Source organism: Vagococcus penaei, assembly GCF_001998885.1.
Classification (GTDB): domain Bacteria; phylum Bacillota; class Bacilli; order Lactobacillales; family Vagococcaceae; genus Vagococcus; species Vagococcus penaei.
In genome coordinates this window covers 1,289,853-1,304,849 of the sequence record NZ_CP019609.1, presented here as the reverse complement: position 1 = coordinate 1,304,849, position 14,997 = coordinate 1,289,853, and the positions used below count along the sequence as shown (strand labels likewise).

Here is a 14,997-nt window from a genome sequence, read left to right as displayed (position 1 = left end):
ATCAGTTTATTCGTATTGAATTAGTGAAAGAAGTTGCGTACCTTGTGCCAAACTTCGACAAAAAAGTTTACTTTTTCGATAGATTGCGCTGTTTTGACAGGAACATGAGTTACTTTATTTTGTTGAGGGTGTAGGAATCCCAATCGGTCAGCAGATTGAATTCGTTCATAGCCAACCAATTTATTTTCTTTGACCGGAGCATTTAAGCCATTAGTGTAGCTTGATTTTGGTTCGAAACTGACATCAACTGATGCTTCTGCCTGATTCGTGTTAACCCAAGCACTAACCGTTTGATCGGTTTTTAATGGAACCGTTGCTTCTTTACCTAGATTGACAGGCATAGTAGGTTCGACAGCTGATTGACCTTGAGTCACAACAGGTTGGTAAACCCAAGTTTGGAAAACATAATCTAACATTTTTTGTGTTTCAATAAAGCGATTATGCTCCTCATCTACTCCCATCACGACTGAAATATAGCGTCTACCATCTTTTTCAATGGTTCCAATGAAACAGGCACCTGCTAAATCAGTTGTACCAGTTTTTAGGCCATCAACACCTGCATAGTAGTAAGGCATATTAGGTAACATATAGTTTGAATTGGTGAGTAGCGTTTGATTTTTAGTTCCATTAAACAATATGTATTCTGATAATTTGGTAATGGCCAACACATCTGGATAATCAGCTAGTAAATGTTCAGCAACGATTGTCATATCTCGAGCAGATAATCGATTTTCGTCATCATCATGAGAGCCCGGATACTTTCCATTTTCTAAAAACATTGTCCCAAGACCAGATGAGCTAATTAAAAATGAATCGGTAATTCCCCATTCTGTCATTTTTGCACGCATTTGATCCACAAATTTTGGTTCGGAACCGCTAATAAATTCAGCAAGGGCAGAGGTTGCAGCATTCGCCGAGCTAATTAATGATGCGTATAATAAATCTTGAACGGTATAAGTTTGATTTTTGTAAAGTGGAACATTGGATAATTCAGGATTCTCAGTCGTTTTAATGAGACTATCACTAATCTTGACTTGATCGGTCCAATTGATTTGTCCATTAGCGACTGACTCATAAACTAAATAGGCGGTAATTAATTTGGTCATAGATGCAATACCAAGCGCTTCGTCAATATTTTTAGCGTAGAGGATTTTTCCTGTTTCTATGTCAGTGACCATAGCTGCTTTAGCATAAATAGTAACGGGTTCAGCTTGATTGGTATTTGTTTTAGCTAAACTAGAAGAAGATGGAATAAGTATGAAAGTAGTCAATAACACAATAGCTAATAATAGGTGGACAGATTTCTTTAAAAAAGTCATTTAATAAATTCGTCCTTTCTGTTAAGTTACATAAGGTAATATAGCAAAAAAAACCTAAATTTGATATAATTTAGGTTTTTTTTAGTTGTAATTTACCAGTTTTTTAAGGGTAACTTAATGATAAAGGACGTCCAACCATTGGCAGAAGTCGCGTAGATTTCACCGTGGTGTAGTTCGACAATACTTTGAGCAATAGCTAGACCTAGTCCAGACCCACCTGTTTGGAGTGAACGTGACTCTTCTACACGATAAAAACGATCGAACAAGTGTTCCAATGCTTCCTGTGGAATTTCTTGACCATTGTTTTTGACTTCTATAATAAGCATCTGATCTACTTTTTTAGCCATAATAACAATTTTAGAGCCATCTAAACCATATTTGAAAGCATTGGATAGTAGATTATCAAACACTCGAACAAGTTTTTCCGTATCACCTTCCATTATCAAATTAGGTGATTCAATCGTTAATTCGATTGGGATTTGATTTTTTGTTGACTCTAATTCGTATTCTATGACTAGTTGTTCAAGTAATTGACTCATATTGAATGTCATAGTGTTCAGTGGTGTATCGGCTTGCCTGACTTTCGTATATTCAAAAAGATCGTCAACTAAAAGTTTCATTTGTTTGGATTTTAAATAAGCCGTATGAGTATATTTTAGTAAGTCATCAGTTGATTGATATTGGCCATCTTCAATTAAGCCAAGATAGCCAATAATGGATGTCAGCGGTGTCCGTATGTCATGACTGACATTTGTAATTAATTCATCTTTGGATTGTTCAATCAAACGTTCATCTTCAATAGCTTTGACGGTACTATCAACTAAGGCATTAATGCTATTGATTAAGCGACCTAAGTCACCATTTAATTGAAATGGAATCCGATGATTGTAGTGACCACTTGAAATATAATGCAATTCACTAATAATATGAGCTTGTTGCATTTGTTTATAACGCCGAATCAGGCGCCAAAATAAAACAAAGACATCAATTAAACCCATAAATGAAATAATTAGGAGTTTAAGTGAATAAGGATGATCAATATAGAAGGTATTGTAAATGGATTCTTTAATGTTAAACAGCATTGCTTCAATAGGCTGGTTTGTTTCTGCAAACTGAATAACCAACATATAGACAGCTAAGTTTAAAAGAATCAATAGAATAATTGTTACAATTCCTTCTATAAGAAGCTCACTTTTTTCTTTAGAAGTCAGAGTAATTTTATTTTTTATTCTATTTGTATTATCCTTCAATTTTGTAGCCAACTCCCCAAACTGTCTGAATTACTTTCTCGCCATTCGTTGCTTCTTCGATTTTATCACGTAGATGACTAACATGAACCATAACGGTTTTTGCTGAAACTAGACTTTCTTGCTGCCATACGCGTTCAAAAATTTCATCCGCACTAAAGACACGATTTGGGTGACTAGCTAATAAGTATAGAATACCAAATTCTAAAGCAGTTAATTGAATTTTTTTTCCGCTATCGGTTTCAACTTCGTGTGAATCTTTCTTAATGATTAAAGAACCAACTTCGAGAACATCAGGTTCATCAGATTTGACTTGCATGTTAGAACGACGTAGTAAGGATTTAACACGGGCCATTATTTCTAAAGGATTGAATGGTTTTGTTACATAGTCATCTGCACCCGCAATTAGTCCTTGGATCTTATCCATATCAGTAGTTTTGGCAGTTAGCATAATAATTGGAATTTGCGATTCTTTTCTTAGTTCCTTTACAACCTCCATACCATCCATTTTTGGCATCATAATATCTAAAATCATTAAATCAATATCAGAGCTAGTAATAATCTTGCTTAAAGCATCTTTTCCATTGTAAGCTTTTACCACTTCGTACCCTTCATTTTGTATATAAATACTAAGTAATTCTACAATTTCTTTATCATCATCAACTACTAAGATTTTCATACCGTTTCCTCCAATTTTCTATGTTTGGTCTAAAATTAGTTATAAAACTAACTTAATTGTATCAAAAAAACGTGGTAAATAGAAAAAAATAAAATTTTGTATTTACATTGTTGGCAAATCATAGTATATTAATCACGTTGCTAATTTTGAAACGATTAAAAAAACAGCTTCAAAAAAATATTTAAAAAAAGTGTTGACGAATATGTTGTAATCATGGTATTATCTTCTAGTCGCACTAATTAATAAATAAAGCGACAAAATAAAAAAATAAAAAAAGTATTGACAATATGTTTTAAAGTTGATATGATATAAAAGTTGTTACGACAACAAATATTAAAAAAGTTTAGACCTTTGAAAACTGAACAAAGTAAGACAAACCAAATGTGTAGGGCGTTTTTACAATAGTAAAAACAAACCATATTTAAAGTGAATAGAAACATTCGCTAGCAAAATTTTTAAATGAGCTAAACATCGCAAGATGTTATCATACTTTTATTGAGAGTTTGATCCTGGCTCAGGACGAACGCTGGCGGCGTGCCTAATACATGCAAGTCGAACGCACTTTTCTCACCGGAGCTTGCTCCACCGAGAAAAGTGAGTGGCGGACGGGTGAGTAACACGTGGGCAACCTGCCCATCAGAGGGGGATAACACTTGGAAACAGGTGCTAATACCGCATAATTCCTATTGCCGCATGGCGACAGGATAAAAGACGCTTCGGTGTCACTGGTGGATGGGCCCGCGGTGCATTAGTTAGTTGGTGAGGTAACGGCCTACCAAGACCATGATGCATAGCCGACCTGAGAGGGTGATCGGCCACACTGGGACTGAGACACGGCCCAGACTCCTACGGGAGGCAGCAGTAGGGAATCTTCGGCAATGGACGAAAGTCTGACCGAGCAACGCCGCGTGAGTGAAGAAGGTTTTCGGATCGTAAAACTCTGTTGTTAGAGAAGAACAAGTGAGAGAGTAACTGTTCTCACCTTGACGGTATCTAACCAGAAAGCCACGGCTAACTACGTGCCAGCAGCCGCGGTAATACGTAGGTGGCAAGCGTTGTCCGGATTTATTGGGCGTAAAGCGAGCGCAGGTGGTCTTTTAAGTCTGATGTGAAAGCCCTCGGCTCAACCGAGGAAGGTCATTGGAAACTGGAGGACTTGAGTGCAGAAGAGGAGAGTGGAATTCCATGTGTAGCGGTGAAATGCGTAGATATATGGAGGAACACCAGTGGCGAAGGCGACTCTCTGGTCTGTAACTGACACTGAGGCTCGAAAGCGTGGGGAGCAAACAGGATTAGATACCCTGGTAGTCCACGCCGTAAACGATGAGTGCTAGGTGTTGGAGGGTTTCCGCCCTTCAGTGCCGCAGCTAACGCATTAAGCACTCCGCCTGGGGAGTACGGCCGCAAGGCTGAAACTCAAAGGAATTGACGGGGGCCCGCACAAGCGGTGGAGCATGTGGTTTAATTCGAAGCAACGCGAAGAACCTTACCAGGTCTTGACATCCTTTGACCACTCTAGAGATAGAGATTTCCCTTCGGGGACAAAGTGACAGGTGGTGCATGGTTGTCGTCAGCTCGTGTCGTGAGATGTTGGGTTAAGTCCCGCAACGAGCGCAACCCTTATTGTTAGTTGCCATCATTTAGTTGGGCACTCTAGCAAGACTGCCGGTGACAAACCGGAGGAAGGTGGGGATGACGTCAAATCATCATGCCCCTTATGACCTGGGCTACACACGTGCTACAATGGACAGTACAATGAGTTGCGAGACCGCGAGGTTTAGCTAATCTCTTAAAGCTGTTCTCAGTTCGGATTGTAGGCTGCAACTCGCCTACATGAAGCCGGAATCGCTAGTAATCGTGGATCAGCATGCCACGGTGAATACGTTCCCGGGCCTTGTACACACCGCCCGTCACACCACGAGAGTTTGTAACACCCAAAGTCGGTGAGGTAACCTTCGGGAGCCAGCCGCCTAAGGTGGGATAGATGATTGGGGTGAAGTCGTAACAAGGTAGCCGTATCGGAAGGTGCGGCTGGATCACCTCCTTTCTAAGGATAATTACGGAAACACATTGGTTGAATTTACTTTGTTCAGTTTTGAGAGGTTTACTCTCAAACATTATTGATTTGTTCATTGAAAACTGGATAGTTGAAGTTAGACATCAACATAAATTAAGTACACTGCGTGACACAACGTAAGTTGTGAAGCGTTGTTTGTATCAGATATCGCTGTTTGATACAAACAAAAAAGATCTAACCATTAGGTTAGAAAAGGTTAAGTGAATAAGGGCGCACGGTGGATGCCTTGGCACTAGAAGCCGATGAAGGACGGGACTAACGCCGATATGCTTCGGGGAGCTGTAAGTAAGCTTTGATCCGGAGATTTCCGAATGGGGGAACCCAATACCTTTTATAGGGTATTATCTATTAGTGAATACATAGCTAATAGAAGGTAGACGCAGAGAACTGAAACATCTAAGTACCTGCAGGAAGAGAAAGAAAAATCGATTTCCTTAGTAGCGGCGAGCGAAACGGAAACAGCCCAAACCAATGAGCTTGCTCATTGGGGTTGTAGGACTCAGCTGTGGTAGCTGTTGTGAATAGTCAAATCGACCTGGAAAGGTCAGCCGGAGCGGGTAAAAGCCCCGTAGACGAAATTGACAACACACCTATGAGTATCCTGAGTACGGCGGAACACGAGAAATTCCGTCGGAATCCGGGAGGACCATCTCCCAAGGCTAAATACTCTCTAGTGACCGATAGTGAACCAGTACCGTGAGGGAAAGGTGAAAAGCACCCCGGAAGGGGAGTGAAATAGAACCTGAAACCGTGTGCCTACAAAAAGTCAAAGCCCGTTAATGGGTGATGGCGTGCCTTTTGCAGAATGAACCGGCGAGTTACGATTGCATGCGAGGTTAAGCTGAAGAAGCGGAGCCGTAGCGAAAGCGAGTCTGAATAGGGCGACGTAGTATGTAGTTGTAGACCCGAAACCATGTGACCTACCCATGTCCAGGTTGAAGGTGCGGTAAAACGCACTGGAGGACCGAACCCACGTACGTTGAAAAGTGCGGGGATGAGGTGTGGGTAGCGGAGAAATTCCAATCGAACTTGGAGATAGCTGGTTCTCTCCGAAATAGCTTTAGGGCTAGCCTCGGAATTAAGAATGATGGAGGTAGAGCACTGTTTGGACTAGGGGCCCGTCTTGGGTTACCGAATTCAGATAAACTCCGAATGCCATTCATTTATATCCGGGAGTCAGACAGTGAGTGATAAGATCCATTGTCGAAAGGGAAACAGCCCAGACCACCAGTTAAGGTCCCAAAATATATGTTAAGTGGAAAAGGATGTGAGGGTGCACAAACAACTAGGATGTTGGCTTAGAAGCAGCCACCATTTAAAGAGTGCGTAATAGCTCACTAGTCGAGTGCCCTTGCGCCGAAAATGTACCGGGGCTAAACATATTACCGAAACTGTGGATAGAACCTTTGGTTCTATGGTAGGAGAGCGTTCTAAGGGCGTTGAAGCTAGATCGTGAGGACTAGTGGAGCGCTTAGAAGTGAGAATGCCGGTATGAGTAGCGAAAGACAGGTGAGAATCCTGTCCACCGAATGACTAAGGTTTCCTGGGGAAGGCTCGTCCTCCCAGGGTTAGTCGGGACCTAAGCCGAGGCCGATAGGCGTAGGCGATGGACAACAGGTTGAGATTCCTGTACTCGTTTGTTTTGTTTGAACAATGGAGGGACACAGGAGGTTACGGAAGCGCACTGTTGGATATGTGCGTATAAGCAACAAGTCTTGGTGTGAGTCAAATGCTTACACCTCTAAGGACGAGTTGTGATGTGGAGGGAAATTTAGTACCGAAGTTCCAATATCACACTGTCAAGAAAATCTTCTAGTTAGAAGCAAACGACCCGTACCGCAAACCGACACAGGTAGTCGAGGAGAGAATCCTAAGGTGAGCGAGAGAACTCTTGTTAAGGAACTCGGCAAAATGACCCCGTAACTTCGGGAGAAGGGGTGCTAAACGCAAGTTTAGCCGCAGTGAATAGGCCCAAGCGACTGTTTATCAAAAACACAGGTCTCTGCAAAATCGAAAGATGACGTATAGGGGCTGACGCCTGCCCGGTGCTGGAAGGTTAAGAGGATGGGTTAGCAATAGCGAAGCTCAGAATTGAAGCCCCAGTAAACGGCGGCCGTAACTATAACGGTCCTAAGGTAGCGAAATTCCTTGTCGGGTAAGTTCCGACCCGCACGAAAGGCGTAACGATTTGGGCACTGTCTCAACAAGAGACTCGGTGAAATTTTAGTACCTGTGAAGATGCAGGTTACCCGCGACAGGACGGAAAGACCCCATGGAGCTTTACTGTAGTTTGATATTGACTGTTTGTGACACATGTACAGGATAGGTAGGAGCCGTTGAACTCGGAACGCTAGTTTCGAGGGAGGCATTGGTGGGATACTACCCTTGTGTTATGACCAGTCTAACCCGCGCCACTTATCGTGGCGGGAGACAGTGTCAGATGGACAGTTTGACTGGGGCGGTCGCCTCCTAAAATGTAACGGAGGCGCCCAAAGGTTCCCTCAGAATGGTTGGAAATCATTCGAAGAGTGTAAAGGCAAAAGGGAGCTTGACTGCGAGAGTTACAACTCGAGCAGGGACGAAAGTCGGGCTTAGTGATCCGGTGGTTCCGCATGGAAGGGCCATCGCTCAACGGATAAAAGCTACCCTGGGGATAACAGGCTTATCTCCCCCAAGAGTTCACATCGACGGGGAGGTTTGGCACCTCGATGTCGGCTCGTCGCATCCTGGGGCTGTAGTCGGTCCCAAGGGTTGGGCTGTTCGCCCATTAAAGCGGCACGCGAGCTGGGTTCAGAACGTCGTGAGACAGTTCGGTCCCTATCCGTCGCGGGCGTTGGAAATTTGAGAGGAGCTGTCCTTAGTACGAGAGGACCGGGATGGACATACCTCTGGTGTACCAGTTGTTCTGCCAAGGGCATTGCTGGGTAGCTATGTATGGACGGGATAAACGCTGAAAGCATCTAAGCGTGAAGCCCCCCTCAAGATGAGATTTCCCATTTCTTTAAGAAAGTAAGATCCCTGAGAGATGATCAGGTAGATAGGCTAGGAGTGGAAGTACAGTGATGTATGGAGCGGACTAGTACTAATCGATCGAGGACTTAACCAAATAAACGGTGTCACTTATGTTAATGATAACTTCAAATCCAGTTTTGAGTGAGCAATCACTTAATTAAATAGAACACTTATAGAAGTGTGGTGGCGATGGCAAGAAGGATACACCTGTAACCATGCCGAACACAGCAGTTAAGCTTCTTAGCGCCGAGGGTAGTGAAGGGTTTCTCTTTGTGAGAGTAGGACGTTGCCACGCATTTATAAGTATTTTTTTTGGAGGTTTAGCTCAGCTGGGAGAGCACCTGCCTTACAAGCAGGGGGTCGGCGGTTCGATCCCGTCAACCTCCATTTTAAATTAGACTCGTTAGCTCAGTTGGTAGAGCATCTGACTTTTAATCAGAGGGTCACTGGTTCGAGCCCAGTACGGGTCATTTTTGCGGGTGTGGCGGAATTGGCAGACGCACTAGATTTAGGATCTAGCGCCTTACGGCGTGGGGGTTCAAGTCCCTTCACCCGCATAAGAAGTTACAGCCGGCTTAGCTCAGTTGGTAGAGCATCTGATTTGTAATCAGAGGGTCGAGGGTTCAAGTCCTTTAGCCGGCATTCTATTTCTAAGCGGAAGTAGTTCAGTGGTAGAACATCACCTTGCCAAGGTGGGGGTCGCGGGTTCGAACCCCGTCTTCCGCTTTTATGTTCCAGCCGGGGTGGCGGAACTGGCAGACGCACAGGACTTAAAATCCTGCGGTGAGTGATCACCGTACCGGTTCGATTCCGGTCCTCGGCATTGCTTTTTAAGCACCCATAGCTCAATTGGATAGAGTGTCTGACTACGGATCAGAAGGTTAGGGGTTCGACTCCTCTTGGGTGCGTCACCTTTTTTACGGGAAGTAGCTCAGCTTGGTAGAGCACTTGGTTTGGGACCAAGGGGTCGCAGGTTCGAATCCTGTCTTCCCGATTTTAATTACGCGGTGTAGCTCAGCTGGCTAGAGCGTCCGGTTCATACCCGGGAGGTCGGGGGTTCGATCCCCTCCGCCGCGATAATTTATAACTTGGACCTTTAGCTCAGTTGGTTAGAGCTCCCGGCTCATAACCGGGCGGTCGTAGGTTCGAGTCCTACAAGGTCCATTGTTATGGAATTGTATGGTTTTTGCTAATATTATGGAGGATTACCCAAGTCCGGCTGAAGGGAACGGTCTTGAAAACCGTCAGGTGTGTAAAAGCACGCAAGGGTTCGAATCCCTTATCCTCCTTTTAAAAATATCGCGGAGTGGAGCAGTCTGGTAGCTCGTCGGGCTCATAACCCGAAGGTCGTAGGTTCAAATCCTGCCTCCGCAATTAGGTTCCGTGGTGTAGGGGTTAACATGCCTGCCTGTCACGCAGGAGATCGCGGGTTCAAATCCCGTCGGGACCGTTTAAGCGGGTGTAGTTTAGTGGTAAAACTACAGCCTTCCAAGCTGTTGTCGCGAGTTCGATTCTCGTCACCCGCTTTTCTTTAAAAATTAGGGCCTATAGCTCAGCTGGTTAGAGCGCACGCCTGATAAGCGTGAGGTCGATGGTTCGAGTCCATTTAGGCCCATTATTTTAAGGATGGAGAAGTACTCAAGTGGCTGAAGAGGCGCCCCTGCTAAGGGTGTAGGTCGGGAAACTGGCGCGAGGGTTCAAATCCCTCCTTCTCCATAATGATTTATATCATTAATTTAACTTAATTTATTCAGTCTGGCCCGTTGGTCAAGCGGTTAAGACACCGCCCTTTCACGGCGGTAACACGGGTTCGATTCCCGTACGGGTCATTAGCATTTCGGAGGATTACCCAAGTCCGGCTGAAGGGAACGGTCTTGAAAACCGTCAGGTGTGTAAAAGCACGCAAGGGTTCGAATCCCTTATCCTCCTTTTAAAAATATCGCGGAGTGGAGCAGTCTGGTAGCTCGTCGGGCTCATAACCCGAAGGTCGTAGGTTCAAATCCTGCCTCCGCAATTAGGTTCCGTGGTGTAGGGGTTAACATGCCTGCCTGTCACGCAGGAGATCGCGGGTTCAAATCCCGTCGGGACCGTTTTAGGCGCAGTAGCTCAGTTGGTAGAGCAACGGATTGAAGCTCCGTGTGTCGGCAGTTCGATTCTGTCCTGCGCCATCCAAATCCATTAAGCGGGTGTAGTTTAGTGGTAAAACTACAGCCTTCCAAGCTGTTGTCGCGAGTTCGATTCTCGTCACCCGCTTTTCTTTAAAAATTAGGGCCTATAGCTCAGCTGGTTAGAGCGCACGCCTGATAAGCGTGAGGTCGATGGTTCGAGTCCATTTAGGCCCATTATTTTAAGGATGGAGAAGTACTCAAGTGGCTGAAGAGGCGCCCCTGCTAAGGGTGTAGGTCGGGAAACTGGCGCGAGGGTTCAAATCCCTCCTTCTCCATATTAAGTTTTCTCTATTAATAATAAAATATTTTTTATCTAGGCCCGTTGGTCAAGCGGTTAAGACACCGCCCTTTCACGGCGGTAACACGGGTTCGATTCCCGTACGGGTCATATAAGCTCAAAATTGTGTAAATCAATTTTGAGCTTATTTTTTTTATATTTCATTAGGAGGTTGTAATACGTGAAACTAAAATTAACAATGAAAGAACGACTGTACATCGGTATGATGGTATTTGGTTTATTTTTTGGAGCAGGTAACCTCATTTTTCCGATTCAAATTGGTCAAGAGGCTGGGGCAAATGTCTTGTTAGCGAACATGGGATTTTTGGTTACTGGTATTGGCTTACCATTTTTAGGAATCGTAGCATTTGGAACGTCAGATAGCGAAAGTTTAATGGATTTAGGTAATCGTGTTGGACCTCGCTATGCTAAGATATTAACCACAATTCTCTATTTAATTATTGGTCCATTATTTGCGCTACCTAGACTAGCAACTACATCTTTTGAGGTCGGTTTCGCACCATTCGTTAAATCAGATTATCAAATCATTAGTTTATTGGCTTTTACATTAATTTTCTTTAGCGTTGTTTGGTTTTTTTCACGTAAACCTAGTAGAATTTTGGATTATATTGGTAAATTTTTAACCCCGTTATTTTTAATTTTGTTAGCTATTATTCTTTTATTTGCTTTTCTCAAACCAATGGGATCCATCACTCATGCTAGTATACAAGGCGGATATCAAAATCATGCATTTTTAACTGGCTTTACAGCTGGGTACAATACACTTGATGCCTTAGCAGCACTAGCTTTTGGTACGATTATTGTTGATAGCATGAAATCATTGGGTATTAAGCAACCTAAATATATTGCTCTCGAGTTATCAAAAGCAGGAATGATTGGTATTGTCATCATGGGGGTTCTTTATACATTGTTATCATTAACTGGAACCATGAGTTTAGGTGAATTTTCTGTTAATGCTAATGGAGGTATTACGCTAGCCCAAATCTCACACTATTATTTAGGCAATTTTGGTAGTTTTTTATTAGCGATTATTGTTTTGATCGCTTGTGTTAAAACTGCTATCGGTTTATCTACAGCATTTGCTAAAACATTTGACTTATTATATCCGAAAGTGAATTATGTCACATTTGTAGTTATTGCTTTAACCAGTTCATTTATTATTTCTAATTTTGGTTTAACGCGACTTATTGCAATTTCTATTCCTGTTCTGATGTTTATTTATCCTTTAGCAATGACACTAATTTTAATGTCACTTGGAGCTCATATTTTTGATAGACGTCCTGTAATCTATCGTACAGTAACACTTTTTACGTTGGTCGCATCGAGTATCGATTGTATTAATGCACTGCCCAAAACATTTATTCAAAGGTACCCGATATTAATGAATATCCTGTCTTTTGCGGATCATTATTTACCGTTGTTTCGTTTAGGTTTAAGTTGGGTGCCATTTGCTTGTCTTGGTTTATTAGTTGGTTTAATTATTAGTCACTATCAACTTAAAAAAGATGCTTAAAAAAGTCTACCAACGAAAGTTATTTCGTTGGTAGACTTTTATTTATTATAAGTAATATTTGCGATATAGTGTTAAATCATCATTTAGTTCATAAACAAGTGGTTGCCCTGTAGGGATTTCTAGACCCATAATATCATCATCAGAAATATTTTCAATGTGTTTTGCTAATGCTCTAAGTGAATTACCGTGAGCAGCAACGAGTACTGTGTCACCTTTAATTAATGACGGTGCAATATGATCTTCCCAAAATGGTAGGGCACGTTCTAATGTTACTTTGAGGTTTTCACCACCAGGAATTACTTTTTTATCAAGCAAAGCATATTTAGGGTCATTTATTGCAGATTTTGGATCATCTGGTGAAATTAGTGGAGGTAATGTATCGTAAGAACGACGCCATTGATGTACTTGATCCTCACCATATTTATCCGCAGTCTCTTGTTTATTTAGTCCTTGAAGTGCCCCATAATGCCGTTCATTTAAACGCCAAGATTTGACTTCAGGTAACCACATTTGGTCACATTCTTCTAGCACATAGTGACAGGTTTTAATGGCACGTTTAAGGTAAGAGGTATAAGCAATATCAAATCGGATATTCGCTTCTTTGATTTTACGACCGGCTTCTTTGGCTTCTTTCACACCATCAGCACTTAAATCGACATCTTCCCAACCTGTAAACAAGTTTAACGCATTCCATTCGCTTAAACCATGACGTACAAAGACTAATTTTTTCATAAATAACCATCCCTTTCTAGGTTAACGCGACACGTTGATAGTTTTGACACCTTCAGATTCAGATCCAACGATGACGCATGTCGTGATATCCAAGAATAAGCCATGCTCCACAACACCAACTTGATGATCGAGCCATTCAGCTAATTCTGTTGGATTACTGATTTTTTCTAAGTACAAATCAATGATATAATTTTTACTGTCAGTTAGCAATGGTTTTTCATCAGATGTTAGACGAATCTTAGGATTTAAGTTTTTTTCTTGGAATTTTTTTAATAATTGTTGACTACCATATGGAATGACTTCAACTGGTAGTGGGAATTTACCTAAATGTTCGACCATTTTTGATTCATCAACAATCCAAATAACTTTATCAGAATACGTTGCGACAATTTTTTCAAATAGTAATGCTGCGCCACCGCCTTTAATACCGTGAAAGTCTGTTGAGATTTCATCAGCTCCATCGATTGTAATATCAACGTGCTCAACTTCATCAATACTTCGTAAAGGAATACCTAAAGCTAATGCTTGAGTCTCTGTGGCTTTAGATGTGGTAACGCCAATGATTTGTAAATTTTCTTCTTTGACACGACGCCCAATTTCTTCCACCATATAGTAGGCAGTTGAACCGGTTCCTAGACCGACAACCATCCCATCCTTGATATATTTTGCTGATTCAATCCCGACTGCTTGCTTTAAATTCATGCTTGCATACCCTCCAAAATTAGTTATCGTATTTGTATTTTGTTGCCATATCTATTGTAAGCATATTCAAAGTAAAAAGAAATAAAATTTTTTTGTTTTTTTGTGTTGACTATTTTAATTTATGTATGTTATAGTTACGAAGGTGCTTGAAACACAGGTCTCATGTGAGACATGATGACTGACGCATAATTTTATGCAAGCAGTTCTTGCATTAATTTTTTAACTAAAAAAAAGAACCACCTGGATGTGTGGGTCTACAAATGTTTTTCAGGAAGGAGGAATTACCATGCCTACAATTAATCAATTAGTACGCAAGTCTCGTAAATCTAAAATAACAAAATCTAACTCTCCAGCTTTAGGTAAGAGTTATAATAGTTTCAAAAAATCTCAAACAAATGTGAACTCTCCACAAAAACGTGGTGTATGTACACGTGTGGGTACGATGACACCTAAAAAACCTAACTCTGCGTTACGTAAATATGCCCGTGTTCGTTTATCAAACTTGATTGAAGTTACAGCTTATATCCCAGGGATTGGCCATAACTTACAAGAACATAGTGTTGTTTTAATCCGTGGAGGACGTGTTAAGGATTTACCAGGGGTACGTTACCATATCGTTCGTGGTGCGTTAGATACTGCTGGTGTAACTGATCGTAAACAAAGTCGTTCTAAATACGGAACAAAACGCCCTAAAAAATAGTCAACATAAAAGATAAATAAAACAAATTTTTGGAAGGAGGAGTACACATGCCTCGTAAAGGTCCTGTTACAAAACGCGATGTATTACCAGATCCGATGTATAACTCAAAATTAGTAACTCGCTTAATCAACCGTGTAATGATCGACGGTAAGCGTGGTGTTGCTTCAAGCATTATTTATGATGCTTTCGATATTATTAAAGAATCTACAGGGAATGATCCATTAGAAGTTTTCGAACAAGCAATGGAAAATGTTATGCCTGTTTTAGAAGTTAAAGCTCGTCGTGTTGGTGGTTCTAACTACCAAGTACCCGTTGAAGTACGTCCAGATCGCCGTTCTACATTAGGATTACGTTGGATCGTAAACTATTCTCGTCTACGTGGAGAGCACACTATGGAGCAACGTCTAGCTAAAGAAATTATGGATGCTGCTAATAATACTGGCTCATCTGTTAAAAAACGTGAAGACGTGCATAAAATGGCTGAAGCTAACCGTGCATTCGCGCATTATCGTTGGTAGAATCCTCTTTTTTAGTGTCTCGCTAAAAAAAG

Annotated in this window: 8 protein-coding genes, 25 tRNA genes and 3 rRNA genes; 31 read left to right on the top strand and 5 right to left on the bottom strand. The window is 41.9% G+C overall.

Annotated elements, in window-relative coordinates:
* Positions 1-20 precede the first annotated feature (20 nt).
* From BW732_RS06265 to croR, 3 genes are all read right to left on the bottom strand, one after another.
* Positions 21-1,319, bottom strand: a complete 1,299-nt coding sequence (locus BW732_RS06265; protein ID WP_077275947.1) for a serine hydrolase — start codon at positions 1,317-1,319, stop codon at positions 21-23.
* Positions 1,320-1,411: 92 nt separating this feature from the next.
* Complete coding sequence (locus tag BW732_RS06260; protein WP_077275946.1) at positions 1,412-2,569, bottom strand: sensor histidine kinase; 1,158 nt, start codon at positions 2,567-2,569, stop codon at positions 1,412-1,414.
* Positions 2,559-3,245, bottom strand: a complete 687-nt coding sequence (gene croR, locus BW732_RS06255) for a response regulator transcription factor CroR (protein WP_077275945.1) — start codon at positions 3,243-3,245, stop codon at positions 2,559-2,561. The genes BW732_RS06260 and croR overlap by 11 nt, the downstream gene beginning before the upstream one ends.
* Positions 3,246-3,736: 491 nt before the next feature.
* Here croR and BW732_RS06250 point away from each other — a divergent pair.
* The 29 genes from BW732_RS06250 (at position 3,737) to brnQ (ending at position 12,313) form a co-directional block, all read left to right on the top strand.
* Positions 3,737-5,292 (top strand): 16S ribosomal RNA (locus BW732_RS06250).
* 224 nt (positions 5,293-5,516) lie between these two features.
* Positions 5,517-8,428 (top strand): 23S ribosomal RNA (locus BW732_RS06245).
* Positions 8,429-8,513: 85 nt separating this feature from the next.
* Positions 8,514-8,629 (top strand): 5S ribosomal RNA (gene rrf, locus BW732_RS06240).
* Together the 16S, 23S and 5S rRNA genes with 25 tRNA genes alongside form the textbook arrangement of a ribosomal RNA operon.
* Before the next feature lie 19 nt (positions 8,630-8,648).
* Positions 8,649-8,721 (top strand) — tRNA-Val (locus tag BW732_RS06235).
* Between the two features lie 10 nt (positions 8,722-8,731).
* Positions 8,732-8,804 (top strand) — tRNA-Lys (locus tag BW732_RS06230).
* Between the two features lie 5 nt (positions 8,805-8,809).
* Positions 8,810-8,891 (top strand) — tRNA-Leu (locus BW732_RS06225).
* 12 nt (positions 8,892-8,903) lie between these two features.
* Positions 8,904-8,976, top strand: a tRNA-Thr gene (locus tag BW732_RS06220).
* Positions 8,977-8,988: 12 nt separating this feature from the next.
* A tRNA-Gly gene (locus BW732_RS06215) sits at positions 8,989-9,060 on the top strand.
* 11 nt (positions 9,061-9,071) lie between these two features.
* Positions 9,072-9,157, top strand: a tRNA-Leu gene (locus BW732_RS06210).
* 11 nt (positions 9,158-9,168) lie between these two features.
* Positions 9,169-9,242: transfer RNA gene (locus tag BW732_RS06205), tRNA-Arg, on the top strand.
* Positions 9,243-9,254: 12 nt separating this feature from the next.
* Positions 9,255-9,328 (top strand) — tRNA-Pro (locus BW732_RS06200).
* A gap of 9 nt (positions 9,329-9,337) precedes the next feature.
* Positions 9,338-9,411 (top strand) — tRNA-Met (locus BW732_RS06195).
* A 13-nt stretch (positions 9,412-9,424) separates the two neighbouring features.
* Positions 9,425-9,498 (top strand) — tRNA-Ile (locus BW732_RS06190).
* A 35-nt stretch (positions 9,499-9,533) separates the two neighbouring features.
* Positions 9,534-9,623: transfer RNA gene (locus BW732_RS06185), tRNA-Ser, on the top strand.
* An 11-nt stretch (positions 9,624-9,634) separates the two neighbouring features.
* Positions 9,635-9,708: transfer RNA gene (locus BW732_RS06180), tRNA-Met, on the top strand.
* 3 nt (positions 9,709-9,711) lie between these two features.
* A tRNA-Asp gene (locus BW732_RS06175) sits at positions 9,712-9,784 on the top strand.
* A 5-nt stretch (positions 9,785-9,789) separates the two neighbouring features.
* A tRNA-Gly gene (locus BW732_RS06170) sits at positions 9,790-9,860 on the top strand.
* A 15-nt stretch (positions 9,861-9,875) separates the two neighbouring features.
* Positions 9,876-9,949 (top strand) — tRNA-Ile (locus tag BW732_RS06165).
* 13 nt (positions 9,950-9,962) lie between these two features.
* A tRNA-Ser gene (locus BW732_RS06160) sits at positions 9,963-10,050 on the top strand.
* A 41-nt stretch (positions 10,051-10,091) separates the two neighbouring features.
* A tRNA-Glu gene (locus tag BW732_RS06155) sits at positions 10,092-10,163 on the top strand.
* A gap of 10 nt (positions 10,164-10,173) precedes the next feature.
* A tRNA-Ser gene (locus BW732_RS06150) sits at positions 10,174-10,263 on the top strand.
* Between the two features lie 11 nt (positions 10,264-10,274).
* Positions 10,275-10,348, top strand: a tRNA-Met gene (locus tag BW732_RS06145).
* Between the two features lie 3 nt (positions 10,349-10,351).
* Positions 10,352-10,424, top strand: a tRNA-Asp gene (locus tag BW732_RS06140).
* 5 nt (positions 10,425-10,429) lie between these two features.
* Positions 10,430-10,502, top strand: a tRNA-Phe gene (locus tag BW732_RS06135).
* A 14-nt stretch (positions 10,503-10,516) separates the two neighbouring features.
* Positions 10,517-10,587: transfer RNA gene (locus BW732_RS06130), tRNA-Gly, on the top strand.
* 15 nt (positions 10,588-10,602) lie between these two features.
* Positions 10,603-10,676 (top strand) — tRNA-Ile (locus tag BW732_RS06125).
* Between the two features lie 13 nt (positions 10,677-10,689).
* Positions 10,690-10,777 (top strand) — tRNA-Ser (locus tag BW732_RS06120).
* A 41-nt stretch (positions 10,778-10,818) separates the two neighbouring features.
* Positions 10,819-10,890: transfer RNA gene (locus tag BW732_RS06115), tRNA-Glu, on the top strand.
* Between the two features lie 70 nt (positions 10,891-10,960).
* Positions 10,961-12,313 (top strand): branched-chain amino acid transport system II carrier protein, encoded by a 1,353-nt coding sequence (gene brnQ, locus BW732_RS06110; protein ID WP_126844507.1) that lies wholly within the window; start codon positions 10,961-10,963, stop codon positions 12,311-12,313.
* 45 nt (positions 12,314-12,358) lie between these two features.
* Here brnQ and gpmA read toward each other — a convergent pair whose 3' ends face one another.
* Positions 12,359-13,045: a 2,3-diphosphoglycerate-dependent phosphoglycerate mutase gene (gpmA, locus tag BW732_RS06105; protein ID WP_077275944.1), complete on the bottom strand. Its 687-nt coding sequence runs from the start codon at positions 13,043-13,045 to the stop codon at positions 12,359-12,361.
* 21 nt (positions 13,046-13,066) lie between these two features.
* Positions 13,067-13,747 (bottom strand): ribose-5-phosphate isomerase RpiA, encoded by a 681-nt coding sequence (gene rpiA, locus BW732_RS06100; protein WP_077275943.1) that lies wholly within the window; start codon positions 13,745-13,747, stop codon positions 13,067-13,069.
* A 286-nt stretch (positions 13,748-14,033) separates the two neighbouring features.
* Here rpiA and rpsL point away from each other — a divergent pair, with 286 nt between their 5' ends.
* Positions 14,034-14,447 carry a 30S ribosomal protein S12 gene (gene rpsL / locus BW732_RS06095; RefSeq protein WP_077275942.1) on the top strand — a complete coding sequence of 138 codons (414 nt, stop codon included), beginning with the start codon at positions 14,034-14,036 and terminating at the stop codon, positions 14,445-14,447.
* A gap of 47 nt (positions 14,448-14,494) precedes the next feature.
* Positions 14,495-14,965, top strand: a complete 471-nt coding sequence (gene rpsG, locus BW732_RS06090; protein ID WP_077275941.1) for a 30S ribosomal protein S7 — start codon at positions 14,495-14,497, stop codon at positions 14,963-14,965.
* Positions 14,966-14,997 lie beyond the last annotated feature (32 nt).

Coding starts and splice junctions, on each gene's coding strand:
- BW732_RS06265 (WP_077275947.1), bottom strand. CDS start 1,319: ATGACTTTTTTAAAGAAATCTGTCCACCTATTATTAGCTATTGTGTTA.
- croR (WP_077275945.1), bottom strand. CDS start 3,245: ATGAAAATCTTAGTAGTTGATGATGATAAAGAAATTGTAGAATTACTT.
- gpmA (WP_077275944.1), bottom strand. CDS start 13,045: ATGAAAAAATTAGTCTTTGTACGTCATGGTTTAAGCGAATGGAATGCG.
- rpiA (WP_077275943.1), bottom strand. CDS start 13,747: ATGAATTTAAAGCAAGCAGTCGGGATTGAATCAGCAAAATATATCAAG.
- rpsL (WP_077275942.1), top strand. CDS start 14,034: ATGCCTACAATTAATCAATTAGTACGCAAGTCTCGTAAATCTAAAATA.
- rpsG (WP_077275941.1), top strand. CDS start 14,495: ATGCCTCGTAAAGGTCCTGTTACAAAACGCGATGTATTACCAGATCCG.